The organism is Azospirillum sp. HJ39 (assembly GCF_041507355.1).
GTDB classification, from domain to species: domain Bacteria; phylum Pseudomonadota; class Alphaproteobacteria; order Azospirillales; family Azospirillaceae; genus Azospirillum; species Azospirillum thiophilum.
The window spans coordinates 1,439,748-1,459,011 of the sequence record NZ_CP167911.1; the positions used below are offsets into that span (position 1 = coordinate 1,439,748).

A 19,264-nucleotide genomic window follows, 5' to 3' on the forward strand; every position below is an offset into this window, starting at 1 on the left:
TGGGATTAAGGCTTACCACTTCGGATATTTGTAAGGATGCGGATCGGACGGGGTGTTTGCAGTCTACGGTGCCACCGGATCCTTCCCATATCTGTTAAGTTGTAGCAGGCGTTTCGAAATCGGGCACTCTCACTCACTGGGGCCGGCTGACGTATCTTATTCCGGATGAGTGACTAGGCGCTTCATAGGGCACGAATGTGCTCCGAAAGGACTTTGGTGCGGAACTCGGCCTGCGGACGGAGTTCGCCCAAAGGCGATGGAGATCAGGCGACCTTCCGGGAGGTTGGCATGCCGAGGCTGGTCATGCGATTGATGACGGTGCAGGCGGCATTGGCTTCGGCTTTTTGTGTGGGCAGGGTGCGGGCGCGCAGGCTGCGTCCGATCACAACCTTGTACCGGAGCATCGCCACCTCGACCAACGCTCTCCTGCCGTATTGGACGGCTCGCTGCCAGCCCAGCCGACCACGCTCCTTGATCGCCTGGATGTGGCGGTCGCGCAGGGTGGGGGCGCTCTCGGCGGTGTCGCTCACCACCGCGATCGCGCGCGGCGGGATGATCACCTCAGCGTCCGGCGCACGCTCGGCGACAACACGATAGACTGGCTCGCCGTCGTAGGCGCCGTCCGCCAGGACCGCGCCGATTGGGCGTGTGATCTGGTCGAGCAACGGACCGACCAGCGAGGCGTCTCCCTCCTCGTTGCCCGTCAACGCCGAGGCGAAGATCTCGCCGGTGGCGGGATCGACGGCCAGGTGCAGCTTGCGCCAGCATCGACGCGCTGTGCCGCCGTACCTTTCCAGGTACCACTCGCCCCTGCCGAACACCTTCAGCCCGGTAGAACCGATGACCACGGTGACCGGCCCGTCCGTCCTGGCGAGCGCCGACGCGACGGCCAGATCGGCGCTACGCCGGGAAAACGTCGTACGATCGGGAACCGGTAGGTCCAGGCCGAGCAGGCGCATGAGCGAGCCCAGAAAACACTCGGTCTGGCGCCACGGCTGACCGAACGCCAGCCGCAGCATCAGCCTGGCCTCGATCGCCAAGTCCGAGTATCGGGAAGGCCGGCCACACCGCCCCGTGGCGGGCGGCGTCCACGCGGCGCTCGCCTCCGGTGTCCCCCAGATCGTCAGGTTTCCCCGCCGGCGGAGTGCCGCATCGTAGGCCGCCCAGTTCTCCACACGGTACCGCGGGCCTTCGGGAGCTGGTGGCGGTGCGGCTCGTTGGCCTTGTGGGGCTCGGGGGCTCGAATTCAGCCGGCCGCTTCTATACCCGCTCGCCCTCACAACCGCCACCAGCTCGGCTTTTTTGCACCAACGTCAAAGGCCGGGCTACAGGGCGAGCGTCACATGGGTTCGGGCGCGTGAGACGCAGGGTGTAAGGCGATCCTGGCGCTTCGCAGGTGTCAGCACGACGTCGCGATGAATGACCGTTCCCTCCTGATAGCCGCATTCGCAGGAGCCGCAGACACCCGTCTCGCAGGAGGAGCGCAGAGGGAAACCATTGTCCTTCAGCACATCGAGTAGGGAGCGGTCCGCAGGGACGTGGAACTGCTGGCCGGTCGAGGCGATGCGGGCGATGAACGGCTCCGGCTTGAAGGTCTCGTCCGAGACCGGAGCGAAATGCTCTGCGTGGAGCTGACCTGCCGGCCAACCCGTTGCGGCAAGGGCTGCCGTCACGGCATCCATCAGCGACTGCGGCCCGCAGCTGTAGACATGGACACCCTCCTGCGGCCCCCCGAGCAGGGCCGGGTCGAAACGCCGCCCCTCGTTCGAGAACCAGCAGCGCAGCCGATCGCCGCAGACGGCGCGCAGCTCCGGCAGGAGGGGGGTCGTCCCGGCAGAGCGGGCGCACAGATGAAGGGTGAAGTCCGTTCCTTCGGCCGCCAGCCGGCGGGCCATCGGCAGGAACGGCGTCACGCCGATGCCGCCGGCGATGAACAGATGGCCGCGCGCGCCGTCGGCCAGCGGAAAGTTGTTCCGGGGGGCGGAAACGTGAATCGCCATTCCCGGCACCAGATTGCCGTGCGCCCACAGCGAGCCGCCGCGGCCGGCCTCCTCCCGCTTGATCGCGATCTCGTAACGGCCCCGGTCGGCCGGGTCGCCGCACAGCGAGTATTGCCGGACCCGCCCGTCCGGCAGATGCAGGTCGAGATGCGCCCCGGGCGTCCATGCCGGAAGCTCCGGCCGCCGGGGATGCACGAAGGCGACACGCAGCACCTCGGCGGTCGCCGGCTCCGCAGCGGCGACCTGGAGCTTCATGATAAGGCGTGCGGTCATAGGTCAGTCCATCAGTTCGATCGTGTCACCGGGACGGATGATCCCGCCGCGCTCGATGCCGCAGTTCAGGCCCGAGCGGTTGTAGAGCGGCAGATAGACCGGCAGACCCAGCAGTTCCTCCAGGTATTTGCAGGGGAAGTTGAGCCGACCGCCGCGCAGGATCACCTCGCCCACCCGGAAACGCCGGCCGACGAGATGGTTGAGCGGAACGCCGCGGACCGTGAGGTTGCGGCGATGATCGGCCGGTGACACGATCAGAGGGCCGTGCTGAAGCGGCGGATCGTTGCGCGACAGTGCGTCCAGCGCCTCCTGCTCGATCAGCGTTACCTCGCGCACATCCGGCTTGGGCGAATAGGTCCCCGTGCCGGCGAAATACCGGTCCCCTTCGATGCCGCGGCCGGCGACGCAGCGCGCCTCGGTCAGTTCCTCCATCTCGTGGCTCGCAGCCGCGGCGATGTGGATGTGGAGCAGCGTGCCGCGCCAGCCGGTCGCGCCGCCGGGCGTGGCGACAGCCGCCGCACCCGCGGGGTGGTCGAACGCCTCGACCATGGCGGGGGTGTCGGTCATCGCGCCACCTCCCCGGCCGCATGGGCGATCGCCTCGATCTCGACCAGCGCATCGCGCGGCAGCCGGGCGACCTCCACGGTGGAGCGCGCGGGCGCTTCGCCTGGAAAATGCTCTGCATACACCGTATTCATGACGGCGAAGTCCTCCATGTCCTTGAGGAAGACCGTCGTCTTGACGACGGTGGCGAGGCTGGCTCCGCCCGCTTCCAGCACCGCCGCGAGGTTGGCGAGCGAGCGGCGGGTCTGCGCCTCGACACCGTCGGGGAAGGCGCCGGTCGCCGGGTCGATGGGAAGCTGCCCGGAGGCGAAGACGAATTCGCCGATGCGGGTCGCCTGGGAATAGGGGCCGACGGCCGGTGCTGCCGCGGCGGTGGCGATGATGGTTCTGGTCACAGGGGTCATCCGAATGGTTGGATCAGTCGGCATGGATGTCATTCCAGTGGAATCTCCTCCCCTATAGGGGAGGAGACGACAAGAGGGAAGAGGCTTCCGCAAGGCCTCAGTCGATCACCTTGCGCGCGGTCTCGGGGGCGGCGAGGGTGGCAGCCAGCGTCACGCAGGCCAGAGCGATCAGATAGACCGAGATCGCCCAGGTTTCCCCGCCGTTCCAGGTCAGCAGGGCGGCGGCGATGATCGGCGTGAAGCCGCCGCTGAGCGCCGCACCGACCTGGAAGCCCAGGGAGGCGCCGCTGTAGCGCAGGCGCGCATCGAACAGTTCCGTCATCCAGGCGGCGCCGGTGCCGAACATGATGCCCTGTCCGAAGCTCACCGCAATGGCGACGGTCAGGGTGATGATCAGCGGATCGCGGGTGTCGAGAAGCTGGAATAGCGGGAAGGCGAACAGGATGGAGAAGGCGCAGGCGGCAATGAACAGGGGCTTGCGGCCCAACCGGTCGGACAGCCATCCGAAGATCGGCAGCGTGAAGAGTTCGATGAAGGCGGCGACGAGGATCCCGTTCAGGATGACGCTGCGCGGCAGGCCGAGCTTGCCCGTGACGTAGGATATGGAGAAGACGGTGACGATGCTCACGTAGGCGATCTCGGAGACCTTGAGGCCAACCGCCTTGAGGAAGGTTCCGGGATGCTCCTTCAGGATCTCGACGATCGGCAGCTTGGCGACCGCATCCTGGCGCTTGATGCGTTGAAAGGATGGGGTTTCGTGCAGCCGCAAGCGGATGAAGAGGCCGATGCCGACCAGAAGCGCGCTGGCCAGGAACGGAATGCGCCACCCCCATTCCAGGAAGGCTGCCTCGGGCATGAAGCCGGCCAGCGCGAACGCTCCGACCGAGAGGATGACGCCCAGGGGATAACCGAGCTGGACAATGCTTCCGAAGAAGCCGCGGCGTCCGGCCGGTACACTTTCCACCACCATCAGGACCGCGCCGCCCCACTCGCCGCCGATGCCGATGCCCTGAACCAGCCGTAGTGCCACGAGGAGGATCGGCGCCCAGACGCCGATCTGGCCGTAGGTCGGCAGGCAGCCGATCAGGAAGGTGCCGAGCCCCATGATGATGATGGTGAGCGACAGCATCGCCTTGCGGCCGAGCTTGTCGCCGAAATGACCGAAGACGGCACCGCCGAGCGGACGCGCGAGGAATCCCACCGCGTAAGAGCCGAACGCGGCGATCGTTCCGACGACCGGATCGAAACTGGGGAAGAAAAGCTTGTTGAAGACCAGGGCACTGGCGGTGCCGTAGATCAGGAAGTCGTACCATTCGACCGTCGTCCCGATCACGCTGGACCAGACGACCTGCCGCCGCTCGGCAGGTGGCACGATCTCTTGCGCGGCGGCCTCGGCCGCGTCGAGGGATATCGCTGCGTTCGTCACGGCGCCGTTCTCCACTGTAAGGGAAAAAATCCACTAGAGTGGAGCAAGCGGCGTGCCAGAGGCGATACGTCGCTGCCGAAGTGGCTTGTCGCGCTGCGGTCGATGGCTTAGACCCCAGAAAAGCCGGTGTTCGGGCCAGGCCGCGCGCCTACGGCCACCCGACGCCCATATTCGGCGGTCCGGCGCGGATGGAAGCATTCGTGCTAGGCTGAGCGATGAAAGTTTTGCCAGGGTGCCGCTTCCTGCGGCACATCAGGGCGACAGGTCAGGCGGGGGTGAGGCGGTGGCGGGTATGACGACCAAGACCAAGATGAAGCGCGAGCCGAACAGTTCGGACGCAAGCCCCCAGAGCCACATCTCGGAGGAACTACGTCGCCGCCGGCGGGAACAGGGACTGTCACTGGAAGCGCTGTCGACGGTGTCGGGCGTCAGCCGTTCGATGATCTCCAAGATCGAGCGGGGCGAGGCGGTTCCATCCACCGCGATCCTGTCGCGCCTCGCCGAGGCGCTGGGCGTCAGCTTCTCGCGCCTGCTGGCCCCCCAGACCGAGTTGGAGGTGCTGCTGATCCCGGCGAGCCGGCAGCCGGTGTTGCGCGACGAGGCGTCGGGATATTTGCGCCGCTGCCTGTCCCCAGTCCTGCCGGGACGGGGAATCGACTGGGTTCTGAACACCTTGCCGCCGGGGGCCAGCACCGGCGAGTTCACCGCGCACCGCCGCGGCGTGGCGGAATACATCTATGTTCTGCGGGGCCGTCTGTGCGCCGTGGTGGGTGAGCGCTCGATCGTCGTCGAGCAGGGCGACAGTCTGTATTTCGAGGCCGATGCCGGCCACGCCTTCACCAATCTCGGCACCGAGCCGTGCGAGTATTTCCTGGTCATCGACCCGTGGCGGAGCCGCTAGGGCGGATCATGCAGGATCTGACCTTGCCCTGACCACCTGAGCGGAAGCAAAAGCGGGTTGTTCAGACGCTCATCTCATCAACCGCCAGCGAAGTTGACAACACCCTGCGAAGCGGTTTGGCTTCATTGACGGTTTGGATGACCGCCGGGCTGCGCGGCGAGCATGTCGGGACGATCATCCGCACCGGCGCCCATCCGGTCTGATCGGGGGCGGCCCGAGTTGGGCGCAGCCATCCGATCAGGCCGACATGGTCGAACCGGGTGGCGGTAGCTTGGGCTTTGGCGTGGGCTATGCTACGCCCGCGCCGGGACGATGGGCGCGTCCAGCCCGAACAGATGGGCGGCGAGCGCCTCCGGCAGGGCGGCGGGGTCGGCGAGATGTCGCACCCCTTCGACCGTGGCGGCGCCGGCCAGCCCGAAGACGGTCTTGCCCAGGCGCAGACCCAGCGCCACCTCCGACAGGGTGCCATAGCTGTCGCCGACTGCAATCAAACAGTGGCTGGCCTGGGCGATCAGCGCATTGCGCGCCTCGCCGATGCCAGACGCCAGCACGATGCCGGCATAGGGGTTGGCGGTGGCGGGATCGGCGCCCGGCAGCAGGGCGATGCCCAGGCCGCCCGCCTCCGCCGCGCCACGGCAGGCCGCTTCCATCACCCCCTGGCGACCGCCGCACAGCAGGGTCAGGCCACAGCGCGCGAGGATGGCGCCGGTGGCACGGGCGGCGGACAGGGCGGCGTCGGTCGCCTCGTTCGGGCCGATCACCCCGACCGGCGCCCGCAGGGGATGGCCGCCCCGGGTCTGGAGCCAGTGCAACGCCTGTTCCGGGTCGAGCGCTTCCGCCCCGGTGGGCGCCGGGCCGGCGGTCCAGCCCTGGGTGGCGGGATCGAAGAGACGGCCGGCGTGGTGCAGGCGGTTGGTGTCGCGGTCAAGTTCGAACATGGTGATCGGCCTCGGAACGGGCGGCGGCGATCTCCGCCACCGCCATCAGGAAGGAACAGACGGCCAGCAGCAGCACCGACAGGGCGGCGGCCAGCGGAAAATCGGCGCCGGCATCGGCGATCAGGCTGTAGAGCCGCAGGGGAAGGATGTTGATCTGGGTGCCGACCAGCGCCAGCGCCGTTCCATAGGCGCCGAAGGCGACGGCCGTCACCAGGGCGAAGGAGGCGAGCACAGTGGGCGCCACCTGCGGGGCGAGGATGTCGATCAGGGCGCGCAGCCGGCTGGCCCCCATCGATTCCGCCGCCTCGGTCTGGCGATGGTCGAAATTGGCGAAGACCGGCAGCAGAGTCAGGATCACGCGCGGCGTCAGGAAATAGCTGTAGGCCAGAACCAGCCCCGGCCGGTCATAGAGGAAGGCGGCGATCGCCGCCGGATCGGCGCCCAGTTCCGCCAGCAGCAGCGTGGCGAAGCCGGCGCGGCCGAGCAGCAGGATGAAGCCGTAGGCGACGATCAGGCCGGAAAAGGTCAGCGGCAGGGCGATGACCACCTGAAGCAGGGCGCGGCGGCCCGGCGGCAGGCGGGCGAGATGCAGGGCGACGGCCACGCCCAGCACCACCGAGACAAGCCCCGCCTCCACCCCCAGCAGCAGCGAGTTGCCCAGCGCCGCCAGCAGGTCGCCCTGGGCGAAGACGCGCTGGATGGCGTCTCCGGCCAGGGCCTGCCACGCCACGGCGCCCAGCGGCAGCAGGAAGAAGAGGATCAGCAGCGTCAACCCCGGCACCGCCAGCAGCAGACGGAGAATGGGCGATCTGCTCATGATCAGGACCCTGAGCGAGCGATGCCGGGACGGGTGGTGGTCATTTGTCGAGAGCCGCCTTGGTCCAGCCGGCATCGACCGCCGCCTTGCGCGCCGCCGCCGCCTTGACGTCGAGCGGACGGACCTGCGGGGCGGGCGGCAGCTTCGCCGCGATGTCGGCCGGCAGGGCGACACCGGGCACCGACGGCCGGACATAGCCCTCGGCGAAGATGGCCTGGCCCTTGCCGCTCATGATGAAGTTCAGCCACAGCTTGCCGGCGTTCGGGTTGGGGCCGTTCTTCACCAGGCTGATGCCATAGGGGGCGGCGGCCGACGCCTCGGCCGGGATGACGACGGAGACGGCATCGCCCAGCCCGTCGGTGTGCTTGGCCTTCAGCCCATCGTTCTCGTAGGAGATCCAGATCGGAATCTCGCCCTTGACGAATTTGGCGTAGGGGGTGGTGCCCTCCACCCGCATCACGTTGCCGGATTTGTGCAGGCGGGCGAAATAGTCGAAGCCGGGCTGGAGATTGTCCATGTCGCCGCCATTGCCGAAATTGGCGGCGAAGCCGATCACCTGCCCGATGCCGGTGGAGCGGGGGTCGAGATAGACGACGCTGTTCTTGTATTCGGGCTTCAGCAGGTCGGCCCAGCTCTTCGGCACCTCCTTCACCAGTTTGGTGTTCACGACGAAGGCGACGGTCAGCGAATGGATGGTGAACCATTTGCCGTCGGGGTCGCGGAACACCTCGGGCAGCCTGTCGAAATTCACCGGCTTGAAGGGGGCGACAACGTCCTTGGCCATGGCATCGAAGGCCGACGCCGCGAAGTAATAGGCGGTGTCGGCCTGCGGGCGGTTGCGCGCCTTGTCCAGCGCCACCACCGTCGCGGCGGAGCCGAGATCGTTGTAGGTCATCTCGACACCGGGATAGCGCTTCTTGAAGGCGGCGAACTCCGCCGCCCAGTTGGCCCAGGTCGGGCCGGTGTCGAAGGAGACGACCAGCCCCTCCTTCAGGGCCTGCTCGTAGAGGGCGCGTTCGCCCTGATAGAGCTCGTCGCCAGCGGTGACCGCTTCGACGGCGGTGGCTTGGGCCAGCGCGGTTCCGGCGGTCGGCAGGGCGGCGGTCATCAGGCCGGCCGCCGACAGGGCGACCGCGGTGATCAGGCGTTTCATCAGGTCAGGCCTTTCCAGGGAGGCCGGCGGACGGGGCCGGCGGGGGGAAGGGAAAAATGCGGGTCAGGCGGGAAGGATGCGCAGACAGTCCGGCGGGATCTGAACCGAGCGGATGTCCCCGCGGGACAGGGTTTCGCCCAGGATCGTGCCGCCCGGCACCGCGAAGTCGTAGCGGCGCAGAGAGCCGAGGAAGCGGTCGCGGACCAGCGTCCCGGCGAAACGGTTGACGGCATCGTCGGGCGGATCGGTACGGACCGCCTCCGGACGCGCCAGCAGGGTGACGGCGGTTCCGGCCGGCAGTCCGCCGGTGTCGCAGGCCAGCGGGCCGATGGCGGTCTCTACCAGATCCGGCCCGCGCACCGTGCCGTCGAACAGGTTGGCGTGGCCGACGAAGCCGGCGACGAAGCGGTTGGCCGGACGGTCGTACAGCTCCTGCGGGCCGGCGAGCTGGAGCAGGGCGCCGTCGCGCATCACCGCGACCTTGTCGGCGATGGACAGCGCTTCCTCCTGGTCGTGGGTGACATGCAGGGTGGCGATGCCATGTTCGCGCTGCACCGCGCGGATCTCGTCCCGCATCGCCGCGCGATGGGCGGCGTCCAGCGCCGACAGCGGCTCGTCCAGCAGCAGGGCGCCGGGGGCGAAGACCAGGGCGCGGGCCAGCGCCACCCGTTGTTGCTGGCCGCCGGAGAGCTGGCGGGGGTGGCGGTCGGCCAGCCCCGACAGACGGGTGCGCTCCAGCGCCTGACCGGCCCTGCGCAGCCGCTCCGCCCGGCCGACGCCGCGCAGCTTCAGCGGATAGGCGACATTCTCCAGCGCCGTCATGTGGGGGAACAGGGCGTAATTCTGGAAGACGATGCCGAGGTTGCGCAGCCGGGGCGGCACGCCGGTCATGTCGGCTCCGGCGATCCGGATCCGCCCGGCCACTGGGCTGAGAAAGCCGGCGATCAGCTTCAGCAGGGTGGATTTGCCGCAGCCCGACGGGCCGATGACGGCGCAGAACTCGCCCGGCGCCACATCGAGGCTGACGCCGTCGAGGCCCGCCCCGGCGGCGGGATAGCGGAAGGCGAGGGAATCGACGACGACGCTCATGACGGCGTCCCTTTCCTGGAGGGAAGCCCGCGCCCGGCCGAAGCCGAGGCGAGGGCGGACAGAACGGCCAGCAGCAGCAACAGCATGGTGCCGGCGCAGGCGAAGCCGGTGGCGCCGTAGAAGGCCTGGAGCAGCACCACCGGATAGGGGCGGGAGAGGAAGCCGGCGATCAGGTTGGACAGCTGGAATTCGCCGATCGACAGGGCGGCCACCATGATCAGGCCGGAGGACAGGCTCTGGCGCAGGCTTGGGATCACGATGCCGAACAACCGCTGGCGGAAGCCGGCACCCAGCGATTCCGCCGCCGTTTCCAGCGTGACGAGATCGAGATGGCGCATGTCGGCCACCAGCGTCTGCATCAGGTAGGGGAGGGTCGAGACTACATGGCCGGCGACCAGCAGCCAGCCGCTGCCGAGGAAGGGGAGGCTGTCCGACGAGAAGACCAGGATGAAGCCGAACCCCAGCACCAGCGGCGGCGCCGCCACCGGCAGCAGGAACAGCACGCGGGCGGCGGCGCGCACGCCCCGGCGGGAGGCGCCATAGATCGCGTAGGCGAGCGGAACGCCGATGAGCGCCGTGACGGCGCAGGTCGCGGCGCAGACGGTCAGGCTGACGGTGAAGGCCCGGCGGAAGCTGGCGTCGGACCAGAGCTGCCCGTACCACCCGGCGGTCAGGCCGCTGGGCAACAGGCTGTTGGTCCAGGACTGCCCCACCGACCCGATGGCGAGCAGGGCGATGGGGGCGGCCAGATACAGCAGATAGAGGGCGGTGACGATGGGCATGAGGCGGCGAATCTGTAAGTTTTCGATCACGCTCTGATCGTTTTCTTACATAGCACGGCTCCATGATCCTTTTGTGACCGTCCGGCTGCATTTCCTGGACATTTCGACGGGAAGCCAACGCTGCGGCGGGGGTGGGCAACCGTGGCGTACGATGGCTCCCGCTTGTCAGCGGCAGGGGCTTGCTGTAAGAACCTGATCGTTTTCTTCCACAACCATCCGGCGTGGGGTTTGGGCGGCATGACGGCGCACGGGAAAGGGGACGACCCGGAACAGAGTCTTCCGCTGCGCCAGCGGGAAATCCTGGCGCTGATCCGCGACCGGGGCTTCGTGACGATCGAGGCGTTGGCCGATCATTTCGCGGTGTCCGACCAGACCATCCGGCGGGACATCATCCGGCTCGACGGCGTCGGACTGCTCCAGCGCTTTCATGGCGGCGCCGGGGTGCGCGACCAGTCGGTCCGGCTCGGCTATGTCGAAAAGCAGGCCATCGCGCCGCAGGGCAAGGAACGGATCGCCGCCGCCGTCGCGGCGCTGGTGCCGGAGGGGGCGTCGATCTTCCTCGATGTCGGCACGACGGTGGAGGCGGTGGCGCGGGCCTTGCGCGGCAAGCGGCGGCTGCATGTCTTCACCAACAGCCTGTCGGCGGGAAGCCTGCTGGCCGGCCGGCCCGGCATCGACGTGTTCGTCACTGGCGGCGTCGTGCATGGCGCCGATGGTTCGCTGGTCGGTGACGCGGTGATCGCGACGCTGGAGCGCTGCCGGCTTGATCTGGCGGTGATCGGCATTTCCGGTTTCGATGACGACGGCGCGCCGATGGATTTCGACATGCAGAAAATCGGCATCAAGCGGGTCGCCATGGCCGCCGCGCGCCGGTCGGTGGCGGTCGCGGATGCCGGCAAATTCGCGCGCTCCGCCATCGTCCGTATCGCCCCGGCCAGCGACTTCGGGCTTCTGGTCACGGATTCGCCGCCGCCAGCCGCTCTGGGCCGCGCGTTCGAGATGGCGCGTCTGGCCGTGCAGATCGCCGACGGCGAGGAGCGGTAGCTGTAGCGGCCGCCATCCGGTTTGCTGGCAGGGGGCGTCAGCCGATCGGCGAGACGTTGGTGCAGCGATGTCCGCACGGATGTCCAGCCGTCCGTGCTCGGCGGTGATCTGGATGTGGCGGTCCTGCTGGGTGGAGGCCGTCTCGGCGGGATCGCTCAGAACCGCCGTGGCGCGTGGTGGGACGGCCACCCCGGCCTCCTACGCCGCCCAATTCGCCACCGTGAAGCGCATCTTCGGGATGTGATGGCGCCGGGCGTCGCTGTGTTTGTTCGGCATGCCGGCAGTTGATCATTCAGGGGAGAGGAGGCGGAGACCTCCTTCTACAGAGCGGCTCGCCACCGGAAAACCCGCTCCGCCCTGCCTCCGTGCACCAATGCCGTTCAAAGCCCCTGCTGGCGCGGGCGCCGGGAGGGTGCAACGAGCTCTCGTTGCAACATTCTACGTCCATTTACAACGCTTAACAGGGCTGACCGCCACTGCCGAGTCATGATCGTTCCAGGCATATACGCCATCAGCCTGGAGGATTGGGAAATGGTCAAGCGTGCGCTTATCGTCATCGATCTGCAGAACGACTACTTTCCTGGTGGGAAATGGAGCTTGAGCGGCGTCGAAGCTGCCGCCGCCAACGCCGCCCGGCTGATCGCCGCCTTCCGTGCAGCGACGGAGCCGGTCGTGCATATTCGGCATGAGTTTGCCACGACCGAAGCGCCGTTCTTCGTTCCCGGCTCCAAAGGAGCGGAGATCCATCCCGTCGTCGCCAACCGACCGGGAGAGCCGGTGGTGCTGAAGCACCAGATCAATTCCTTCCGCGACACCGAACTGAAGTTCCTGCTGGATGGCTGGGGCGTGAACGAGGTGGTGATCTGCGGCGCCATGAGCCACATGTGCGTGGATGCCTGCACCCGCGCCGCAGTCGATTTCGGATACAAGGCGACGGTCGTCCACGATGCCTGCGCATCCCGCGATCTGGCTTTTGATGGCATCACCGTACCGGCGGCCCACGTCCACGCCGCCTTCATGGCGGCTCTCGGCTTCGCTTACGCCACGCTGCTGTCCACGGACGAGTTCCTGGGCAAGGTTGCCGTCGCGGCCTGAGCGCCCGCAGGAGTCCGCATCATGAAATGCATCCTGACTTGCGCCACCTCTGGCGCCACCCGCCGCGACGTCCTGGCGGGCGGCATCGGCCTGACCGCCGCCGGTCTCGTCGCGGCGGCCCTTTCCCCCATCGGACCGGCCATCGCCGGCACCTCCAACGCAGGAGACCACATCATGGGTACGATCAAGACCAAGGATGGCGCCGAGATCTTCTACAAGGACTGGGGACCGCGCGAGGCGCAGGCCATCGTCTTCCATCACGGCTGGCCCCTGTCGGCCGACGACTGGGACAGCCAGATGCTGTTCTTCCTGTCGAAGGGCTATCGGGCCGTCGCCCATGACCGGCGCGGGCACGGCCGCTCCACCCAGACGGCCACCGGCAACGAAATGGACACCTATGCCGAGGACGTGAAGGCGCTGGCCGCCGTGCTGGACCTGAAGGGGGCGATCCATGTCGGCCACTCCACGGGTGGAGGCGAAGTCGCCCGCTACGTGGCGCGGGCGGAGCCCGGGCGCGTGAAGAAGGCCGTGCTGATCGGGGCCGTGCCACCCGTCATGGTCAGGTCCGACCGGAACCCCGGCGGCCTTCCGCTGGAGGTGTTCGACGGATTCCGCGCCCAGGTGGCTGCCAACCGAGCTCAGTTCTACCGCGATGTGCCGGCCGGCCCCTTCTACGGCTTCAACCGCCCCGGCGCGACGGTCTCTCAGGGAGTGATCGACAACTGGTGGCGCCAAGGAATGATGGGAGGGATCAAGGCCCAGTACGACTGCATCAAGGCCTTCTCCGAGACCGACTTCACCGAGGATCTGAAGGCGATCGACGTGCCCGTGTTCCTGATGCACGGCGACGACGACCAGATCGTGCCCATCGCGGACTCGGCGATCCTCGGCATCAAGTTGCTGAAGCATGGCAGCCTGAAGATTTACGAGGGATTCGATCACGGCATGGCCACCACGCGCGCGGACGTGATCAACGCCGACCTGCTGGCCTTCATCCGGGATTGATCCACCCGAAGCGCATTCATCATGAACCGGCGGAGGCAATCATGGTCCATCCGGTCCAGAGATCCGTACCGTTCACCCTTCCGCGGCGTTCATTCCTGGCCGGGGCCGCCGCGCTGGCCACGGCCGGCACGACGGTCACCGGGCAAGCTGCGGCCGCCCCGCCGCGGCGGTTCGGACACGGAAAATTCCAGATCGAGGTCTTCAGCGACGGCTTCATCACCCTGCCGGATACCGTCATCGCGCCGGATGCCGACCCGGCCGAGAAGGCCGATATCATCCGGCGGCTGGGCGGACGGCAGGGAACGGCCGACATTCCCGTCAACATCCCCCTGATCCGGACGGGCGAGGCGCTGATCCTCGTCGACACCGGATCGGGGGACAAGTTCCAGGCAACGGCCGGACGGCTGCGGGACAATCTTCTGGCCGCCGGCATCGCTCCCGACGCCGTCACCCATGTCGTGCTGACCCACGCCCATCCCGACCATGCCGGCGGCATCCTGCGGCCCGACGGAACCCTCTCCTTTCCCAATGCCGCCTATCATGTGGCAGCGGCCGAGTGGGATTTCTGGGTGGAACAGGACCCGGCCGCGCGGTATCCGGGCTTGAGCGGTTTCGTGCCGGGCGCCCGCCGCGACCTGGGAGCCATCGCCGGGCGGCTGGTCCGCATGCGCGACGGGAACGAACTGGTGTCTGGCATCCGTGTTCTCGCCACGCCGGGCCATACCCCTGGCCACATTTCCCTGGAACTGGCCGGCGATGACGGTTTGCTGATCACGGGCGACGCCATCACGAACGTCATCGCGTCCTTCGAACATCCACGTTGGCGCTTCGGCTTCGACACCGACCAGGAGCAGGGCATCGCCACGCGCAGCCGTCTGATCGAGCGGGCGGCGGCGGAGAAGCTGCGCATGCTCGGCTATCACTGGACCAGCCCCGGTTTCGCCATCGCCGAGCGGCATGGCGCCGCCTATCGCTGCGTCGCGCTGTCCTGACCGCGACGGGCGGAGAACGGAAGATCGGCATATCCCCGGCAAAACCGCAACCACAGGCCAGTCACACGGAGCGAGCGTCATGACCAAACCGTTTCTGACCCATGCCAACGGCGCCCCCGTCGCCGACAACCTGAACATCCTGACCGCAGGGCGCCGCGGACCCGCGCTGCTGCAGGACATCTGGCTGATCGAGAAGCTCGCCCATTTCGACCGGGAGGTGATCCCCGAACGGCGCATGCATGCCAAAGGCTCCGGCGCCTACGGCACCTTTACGGTGACGCACGACATCACCCGGTACAGCAAGGCGAAGCTATTCGCCGAAGTCGGGAAACGAACCCCCGTCTTCCTTCGCTTCTCCACGGTGGCGGGAGAGCGCGGGGCGGCCGACGCGGAGCGCGACATCCGTGGTTTCGCCGTGAAGTTCTATACGGAGGAAGGCAACTGGGACATCGTCGGCAACAACACGCCCGTCTTCTTCTTTCGCGATCCATTGCGCTTTCCCGACCTGAACCATGCCGTCAAGCGCGACCCGCGCACCGGCATGCGCAATGCCGGCAACAACTGGGATTTCTGGAGTCTGCTGCCGGAGGCGCTGCATCAGGTGACCATCGTCATGTCCGACCGCGGCATCCCCCGGTCCTATCGCCACATGCATGGTTTCGGCAGCCACACCTTCAGCATGATCAACGCCGCCCACGAGCGGGTATGGGTGAAGTTTCATTTCCGCAGCCAGCAGGGCATCGAGACCCTGAGCGATGCGGAGGCCGAGGCCGCCATCGGCAAGGACCGTGAAACCCATCAGCGCGACCTGTTCGACAGCATCGAGGCCGGGGATTTTCCACGCTGGACCCTGGCCATCCAGGTGATGACGGAATCCCAGGCCGCATCTCACCGCCACGATCCGTTCGACCTCACCAAGGTCTGGCCGCACGGCGACCATTCCCTGATCGAAGTCGGTGTGCTGGAACTGAACCGCAATCCGGAGAATGTCTTTGCCGAGGTGGAGCAGGCGGCCTTCTCCCCCGCCAACATCGTGCCCGGAATCGGCTTTTCCCCCGACCGCATGCTGCAGGCCCGGCTTTTCTCCTATGGTGACGCCCAGCGCTACCGGCTGGGAGTGAATTTCAACCATATCCCCGTCAATGCGCCGAGATGTCCCTTCCACAGCTACCACCGCGACGGCGCCATGCGCACCGACGGCAATCTGGGTGCGACGCCGTCCTACGCTCCCAACGGCGGTGGTGAATGGGTCAGCCATCCGGACGCCGGGGAGCCGCCCCTGCCGTTGGATGGGATGGCGGCCCATTGGGACCACAGGATCGCCGACGACCATTGGGAGCAGCCGGGCAACCTGTTCCGTCTGATGGGGCCGTCACAGCGGCAAGCCCTGTTCGAGAACACCGCCCGCTCGATTGCAGGTGCCGCACCCCACATCCAGCGGCGCCACATCGAGAATTGCAGCCTTGCCGACCCGGCCTACGGCGCGGGCGTGGCGGCAGCGATCGAACTGGCCGCCATATCGGCGGTTAAGTAGGAGGTAACGATGACGATGGGAACGGCAATCATCACCGGAGCTTCGTCAGGCATCGGTGCCGTTTATGCGGATCGGTTCGCACGGCGGGGATACGGCCTGGTGCTCGTCGCCCGCGACCGCGGCCGCTTGGTCGCTCTGGCGGAACGGCTGGCGACGGAGCATGGCGTTGCTGCCATCCCCTGGCCGGCGGACTTGACTCGGGCTGACGACCGCGAGCAGGTGCTGACGATGCTCCGGGACGACGACGGGCTTTCGCTCTTGGTCAACTGCGCCGGCATCGGACCGAAGGCGCCGCTGCTCGGTTCCGGGCGGGACGGACTCGAAAGCATGCTCCACCTCAATGTCGACGTTCTGCATAACCTCACCGTCACCGCCGCCCAGGCGTTTGCGAAACGCCGCCGGGGGGCGATCATCAACATCGCCTCGGTCGTCGCCCTCATGCCCGAGCGGTTCAACGCGACCTATTGTGCCAGCAAGGCGTTCGTTCTCGCATTCACCCAGGCGATCTCCGCGGAGTTGAAGCCGCACGGCGTGCAGGTGCAGGCGGTGCTTCCCGGTTTCACGCGGACCGAACTGTTCGAGCGCGCCGGCGTCGACATCGCGGTGATACCGCCGGAGATGATCATGGAAGCAGGCGACATGGTCGATGCGGCGCTCGTCGGCTTCGACCGTGGCGAGATCGTCACCATTCCGTCGCTGGCGGACGTTCAACTGTGGTCCGACCTGGAAAACGCCCGGCTGGCACTGGCCCCTTACCTGTCTTTGAAGCAGCCCGCTGCCAGATACACGGTCTGAACCGGCGCCCGCTGATCCGGCCGCGCATGGCAGTCATCCGATATCCGGCTCAGCGTCCGCTTGATATATAGGAATCCTATGTATATGGTATGAGCCATGGAGACGCCGAAAACCCCGACACCGATCGAACATCGCATCCGTGAGGGCCTTTCGCGGCTGGACTCGGTTCTTCGCTCCGAGGACTGGGTCCGTGCCAGGGCTGCCGGGCTCAACCCGACGCAGCATGCCATCCTCGAATACCTGGCGGGCCGGGCCGAAGGTGCGGCCGTCAGGGACATCGCCTTCCAGCTCGGCGTCTCGCAACCGACCGCGACGGAGTCCATCGCCGCGCTGGAGCGCAAGTCCCTGGTCGTCAAGCACGCCTCGAATGTCGACAAGCGCGCCGTCGATGTCTGCCTGACCGAGGCGGGCGGCGCGGCGCTCGTGACCGGCGATCCGGTGCCCGGCGTCCTGGAACAGGCGGCGGGCGCGCTTTCGGATTCGGACAAGGAACATCTTCTGATGACCCTGGTCACGATGATCAAGCGGCTGCAGGACGTCGGCGCCATCCCCATCCAGCGCATGTGCGTGAGCTGCCGCCATTTCCGGCCCTACGCCCACGCCAATGCTGCGAAGCCGCATCATTGCGCCTTCGTGAACGCGGCATTCGGCCAGCGGGACGTCCGCATCGAGTGCCGTGACCATTCCACAGCCGATCCTTCGCTCCAAGCTGCCACTTGGGGCGTCTTTCACAACGGATAGCTCAAACCTCCAGGCAAAAGAGACGGAAGGACGCATGACTATGTTCACAAAGTTTTTGACCGGGGCGCTCGCCGCCGGAACGCTATCCTTATGGGTCGGTGCGGCTCACGCCCACCCGATCGAAGCCAAGCCCGTCGAAGCCGTGACGGCGTCGTTCGACATCATCGAGACCGTCGTCGTCACGAAGAAGGACAAGGCCATCTTCACGACGCGCGTGCGCGGCACAGCCGGTTCAGACAAGCCGGCCGCCACGGGCAAGTTCGAAGGTTCGGCGGTCTACGCCTATGTCTGGCCGACCTCGCTGAACAGCGGTGAAATCGGCTTCGAACGGGATCAGGGCATCGTCGCCCTTGCCGTCACCTTCCATCCGGATTTCGACGACGCCGCCTATGACGGGCGCAACCGCGACGTCTGGCACCCGCACTGGGTCGTCCTGAACGAGGACAAGGCGTGCAAGGGTGGACTGAAGGTGACCGATATTCCGAAGGGTCAGACGCCCAAGGTTCCGCCCACCTGGCCGAAGGTCCCGCTGCTGATCGACAGTCCGGACTACCCGACGACGTTCAAGGGCGATGCAGTCGAAGTTTCGATCCCGCTGTCCCTGCTCGGCGGCATCGGTGGCGCTTCGTTCGACGGCGTCACGGCCGGGCTCAAGGTGAACGGCAACCTCCATTCGCCGCTGCTCTGCGTCGACAACGTGTTCAAGGTGGCGTCGGGCAATCTCAGCCTTCCCGGCAAGGTCGTCACCGGCAAGTAAGAGAGGGCGCCGGTCCACCGACTGCCATCGGTGGACCGGCTTGCTTCTTCCTCCAGGCAAATGGAGAGAGGGGAGCAACTCCAATATCCGTATTCTCACCGGAAGTGCAATCGCGCCGGCTCTCGCCGCAGCAAGCGGTGCCGATTCCGGGACCGGCGTCCGAACCATCGGCGCCGAAGGAGAGGTAATCCATGACCAGGACCGCGCTCGTGCTTCGGCATGTCCATTTCGAAGATCTCGGAACCTTCGCCTTGCCCTTCGAGCAGGCGGATTACGAGATTCGCTATTCCGACGTCGGAGATGCGAACTTTCCGCCGGACCATCTCCAGGATCCGGATCTGCTCGTCGTCCTGGGCGGACCCATCGGGGTCTACGAGGAGACGGTCTATCCGTTCCTGGCCCATGAACAGGCGTTCATCGCCGCGAGGCTCGCAGCCCGGCGGCCTTTGCTCGGCGTGTGCTTGGGCGCACAGTTGATCGCCGCCGCCGCCGGCGCGCGCGTCTTTCCTTCGGGTATCAAGGAGATCGGCTTCAAGCCCCTTTCCCTTACCGTTGCCGGGCGAGGGAGCCCGCTGCGTCATCTGGAGGGAACGCCGGTGCTCCATTGGCACGGCGATACCTATTCACTTCCTCCCGGCGCGACGAACCTCGCCTCCAGCGACGTCGTCGAGCAACAGGCCTTCGCGATCGGCAGAGAGGTTCTCGCGCTCCAGTTCCACGCCGAGGTGGACTGCGGCGACGGATTCGAGCGCTGGCTCGTCGGTCATGCCGCCGAACTGGCGGCCGCCGGGATCGACCCGGCAGCCCTTCGGCGGAGTGCGCGCACCACTGGGCCGGCTTTGCGCGAGGCGGCCGACAGGATGATCACGCAGTGGCTGTCCGGTTTGGAGGATCGGAGCTGACAGGAGGGCCGGGGCGGGAAGGTCATGCATCCACCGGCCTTGCAGGATCCGA

General features: G+C 67.1%; 20 protein-coding genes and 1 pseudogene. 11 read left to right on the top strand and 10 right to left on the bottom strand.

Translation table 11 applies throughout. From position 1 onward, the window contains the following. Positions 1-263 precede the first annotated feature (263 nt). From ABMY26_RS20070 to ABMY26_RS20090, 5 genes and pseudogenes are all read right to left on the bottom strand, one after another. Positions 264-1,246: pseudogene (locus ABMY26_RS20070) on the bottom strand (IS5 family transposase). 79 nt (positions 1,247-1,325) lie between these two features. After that, complete coding sequence (locus tag ABMY26_RS20075; RefSeq protein ID WP_372398929.1) at positions 1,326-2,273, bottom strand: 2Fe-2S iron-sulfur cluster-binding protein; 948 nt, start codon at positions 2,271-2,273, stop codon at positions 1,326-1,328. Between the two features lie 3 nt (positions 2,274-2,276). Then, positions 2,277-2,840, bottom strand: a complete 564-nt coding sequence (locus tag ABMY26_RS20080; protein WP_372398930.1) for an MOSC domain-containing protein — start codon at positions 2,838-2,840, stop codon at positions 2,277-2,279. Beyond that, on the bottom strand, positions 2,837-3,232 hold the full coding sequence (locus ABMY26_RS20085) for a Rid family detoxifying hydrolase (RefSeq protein WP_372398931.1): 396 nt from the start codon (positions 3,230-3,232) through the stop codon (positions 2,837-2,839). Before ABMY26_RS20085 ends, ABMY26_RS20080 begins: the two co-directional genes overlap by 4 nt. A 106-nt stretch (positions 3,233-3,338) precedes the next feature. Continuing rightward, the gene (locus tag ABMY26_RS20090; protein WP_372398932.1) at positions 3,339-4,667 is read right to left on the bottom strand and encodes an MFS transporter; all 1,329 of its coding nucleotides are present in this window, start codon (positions 4,665-4,667) and stop codon (positions 3,339-3,341) included. A 292-nt stretch (positions 4,668-4,959) separates the two neighbouring features. On the opposite strand from ABMY26_RS20090, the gene ABMY26_RS20095 reads away from it, so the two are divergent. Beyond that, the gene (locus ABMY26_RS20095) at positions 4,960-5,568 is read left to right on the top strand and encodes a helix-turn-helix domain-containing protein (RefSeq protein WP_372398933.1); all 609 of its coding nucleotides are present in this window, start codon (positions 4,960-4,962) and stop codon (positions 5,566-5,568) included. Positions 5,569-5,861: 293 nt separating this feature from the next. Here the strand turns inward: ABMY26_RS20095 and ABMY26_RS20100 are convergent, their stop codons facing one another. The 5 genes from ABMY26_RS20100 to ABMY26_RS20120 all read right to left on the bottom strand — a co-directional run bounded on the left by ABMY26_RS20100 (position 5,862) and on the right by ABMY26_RS20120 (position 10,347). After that, the gene (locus tag ABMY26_RS20100) at positions 5,862-6,506 is read right to left on the bottom strand and encodes a hypothetical protein (protein WP_372398934.1); all 645 of its coding nucleotides are present in this window, start codon (positions 6,504-6,506) and stop codon (positions 5,862-5,864) included. Next, positions 6,493-7,323, bottom strand: coding sequence for an ABC transporter permease (locus ABMY26_RS20105; RefSeq protein ID WP_372398935.1), 831 nt, complete (start codon positions 7,321-7,323; stop codon positions 6,493-6,495). Before ABMY26_RS20105 ends, ABMY26_RS20100 begins: the two co-directional genes overlap by 14 nt. Positions 7,324-7,363: 40 nt before the next feature. Continuing rightward, complete coding sequence (locus ABMY26_RS20110) at positions 7,364-8,476, bottom strand: extracellular solute-binding protein (RefSeq protein ID WP_372398936.1); 1,113 nt, start codon at positions 8,474-8,476, stop codon at positions 7,364-7,366. Between the two features lie 63 nt (positions 8,477-8,539). After that, the gene (locus ABMY26_RS20115; RefSeq protein WP_372398937.1) at positions 8,540-9,565 is read right to left on the bottom strand and encodes an ABC transporter ATP-binding protein; all 1,026 of its coding nucleotides are present in this window, start codon (positions 9,563-9,565) and stop codon (positions 8,540-8,542) included. After that, positions 9,562-10,347: an ABC transporter permease gene (locus ABMY26_RS20120; RefSeq protein ID WP_372398938.1), complete on the bottom strand. Its 786-nt coding sequence runs from the start codon at positions 10,345-10,347 to the stop codon at positions 9,562-9,564. The genes ABMY26_RS20115 and ABMY26_RS20120 overlap by 4 nt, the downstream gene beginning before the upstream one ends. Positions 10,348-10,584: 237 nt before the next feature. On the opposite strand from ABMY26_RS20120, the gene ABMY26_RS20125 reads away from it, so the two are divergent. From ABMY26_RS20125 to ABMY26_RS20170, 10 genes are all read left to right on the top strand, one after another. Continuing rightward, positions 10,585-11,391 (top strand): DeoR/GlpR family DNA-binding transcription regulator, encoded by an 807-nt coding sequence (locus ABMY26_RS20125; RefSeq protein WP_372398939.1) that lies wholly within the window; start codon positions 10,585-10,587, stop codon positions 11,389-11,391. Positions 11,392-11,470: 79 nt separating this feature from the next. Continuing rightward, a complete protein-coding gene (locus ABMY26_RS20130) occupies positions 11,471-11,635 on the top strand; it encodes a hypothetical protein (RefSeq protein WP_372398940.1) in 165 nt (54 codons plus the stop codon). Between the two features lie 287 nt (positions 11,636-11,922). Further along, positions 11,923-12,486 carry a cysteine hydrolase family protein gene (locus tag ABMY26_RS20135; protein ID WP_372398941.1) on the top strand — a complete coding sequence of 188 codons (564 nt, stop codon included), beginning with the start codon at positions 11,923-11,925 and terminating at the stop codon, positions 12,484-12,486. Between the two features lie 174 nt (positions 12,487-12,660). Next, a complete protein-coding gene (locus ABMY26_RS20140; protein ID WP_372399041.1) occupies positions 12,661-13,491 on the top strand; it encodes an alpha/beta fold hydrolase in 831 nt (276 codons plus the stop codon). A 41-nt stretch (positions 13,492-13,532) separates the two neighbouring features. Next, the gene (locus tag ABMY26_RS20145) at positions 13,533-14,483 is read left to right on the top strand and encodes an MBL fold metallo-hydrolase (RefSeq protein ID WP_372398942.1); all 951 of its coding nucleotides are present in this window, start codon (positions 13,533-13,535) and stop codon (positions 14,481-14,483) included. Positions 14,484-14,562: 79 nt separating this feature from the next. Further along, positions 14,563-16,017, top strand: coding sequence for a catalase (locus ABMY26_RS20150; protein ID WP_372398943.1), 1,455 nt, complete (start codon positions 14,563-14,565; stop codon positions 16,015-16,017). Between the two features lie 9 nt (positions 16,018-16,026). Then, positions 16,027-16,812 carry an SDR family NAD(P)-dependent oxidoreductase gene (locus tag ABMY26_RS20155; protein WP_372398944.1) on the top strand — a complete coding sequence of 262 codons (786 nt, stop codon included), beginning with the start codon at positions 16,027-16,029 and terminating at the stop codon, positions 16,810-16,812. Positions 16,813-16,908: 96 nt separating this feature from the next. After that, positions 16,909-17,553, top strand: a complete 645-nt coding sequence (locus ABMY26_RS20160) for a MarR family winged helix-turn-helix transcriptional regulator (protein ID WP_372398945.1) — start codon at positions 16,909-16,911, stop codon at positions 17,551-17,553. Positions 17,554-17,608: 55 nt separating this feature from the next. After that, positions 17,609-18,310, top strand: coding sequence for a hypothetical protein (locus ABMY26_RS20165; RefSeq protein ID WP_372398946.1), 702 nt, complete (start codon positions 17,609-17,611; stop codon positions 18,308-18,310). Positions 18,311-18,501: 191 nt separating this feature from the next. Next, positions 18,502-19,212 carry a glutamine amidotransferase gene (locus ABMY26_RS20170; protein WP_372398947.1) on the top strand — a complete coding sequence of 237 codons (711 nt, stop codon included), beginning with the start codon at positions 18,502-18,504 and terminating at the stop codon, positions 19,210-19,212. Positions 19,213-19,264 lie beyond the last annotated feature (52 nt).